The sequence below is a fragment of the Alkalibacterium iburiense genome, from assembly GCF_039521845.1.
In the GTDB taxonomy this organism is placed as follows: Bacteria; Bacillota; Bacilli; order Lactobacillales; family Carnobacteriaceae_A; genus Alkalibacterium; species Alkalibacterium iburiense.
Window position 1 is genome coordinate 1 of record NZ_BAAACW010000047.1, and the last position, 1,366, is coordinate 1,366.

Annotated in this window: 1 protein-coding gene; it reads right to left on the minus strand. The window is 32.7% G+C overall.

Annotated features, from left to right (window positions below):
- Window positions 1-275: 275 nt before the first annotated feature.
- Window positions 276-1,205: a sugar-binding transcriptional regulator gene (locus tag ABDZ53_RS04060; RefSeq protein ID WP_343754240.1), complete on the minus strand. Its 930-nt coding sequence runs from the start codon at window positions 1,203-1,205 to the stop codon at window positions 276-278.
- Window positions 1,206-1,366: the final 161 nt, after the last annotated feature.

Here is a 1,366-nt window from a genome sequence, read left to right on the forward strand (position 1 = left end):
CTCTTCGGACATTTCTCATTATAGAGGTGTCCGATTTTTATTTGTAGGTGCTCAGCTATTCATCGCTTACTTTTATTGTATAAGTGGCTGTAAATAACAGAAACCATGTTCAAAAACTTGTGTTATTTATGGTACTTTATATTCAGTACCAATTCTTTTTTTATGATGTAATTATTGCGGAAAACTGGATTAAGTTAGTCTCGAGTAGTACATAGCTTTTTTCACTTAGTTAATAACTTTCAGACTTGATAAACAAATATTACAAAATAAAATTATTAAACAAGTGCTTGAGCAATCTCAGTATCAATGATTAAATGATCGATGATTTCCAATTTCAATAATGCTTTAATACTAATCGCTTTTTCTTCTCCATTAGCAAGGATAACTACTTCTTTCATCCGACGAACATCATTTAAATCATGGCCAATCATACGCTGAGATAAGCTTGTTTCTACTGTATTGCCTTCTTTATCGTAAAAAGTTGCCAGAAGGTCACCTATCGCTTGTTCTTCAATAATACTTTTCTCTTCTTTTTTAGTAATATATCCCATATCTCTGTAAGTCAATGACTCCATGGGATTTCCAACTCCTATTATTGCCAAATCCACATTTCTTCCTTTGCTTAATATACACTGTACGACATGAGAATTTACCAGAGCATTTTTAACTTCTATAGTCTCAGCTATCGCAGGGGCATATAGTAAGTGTGATTGTGCTCTATATTTTTGAGCTATAGTCACAGCAAGATGGTTTGAATGATGAGCAACTTCCGATAAACTGACACCGCCCATAAGTGGAATTATGGATAGTTGCGGACAATTTGAATAATGGGCAGCATTAACGAATTCATAAACAGTCGTTCCCCAACCAATTCCTAGCGTGCGTAAGTCAGGTAGTTTTTCCTCTACAAAGTAGGCGCATGCTTGTCCAATTTCACTCTTCGTAGCATTAGAACTTCCAGTAGAGTTTACTACAATAACTGATTCAAGAGCGTATTTATCCAAAATTTCTTGACGCAATTTGTGGTTATCATATAAATGCGGATGCACTGTTATTTTTACAATGTTTTTTTCGATTGCTTCATTCAACATTTTAGATACAGTAGGTCGAGAAATTCCTAATTCCTTAGCAATTTCAGTTTGAGTTTTTTTTTCTTCATAATAGTAAATAGCTACTTTTATCAAATTTTCATCTCTAGACTTCATTTCAAATTCTCTCCTTTAAGCATGCTTTTATATTTTAACACATTTCAATCTTAAAACATTTGACAACGCTTTCTTTATAGTATACTCTATAGCCTGAATAATTCATAGTTTTTCTAAAAAGCTTTATCAGTGTTGATTTTATCACTTTTATATTTGTTTGC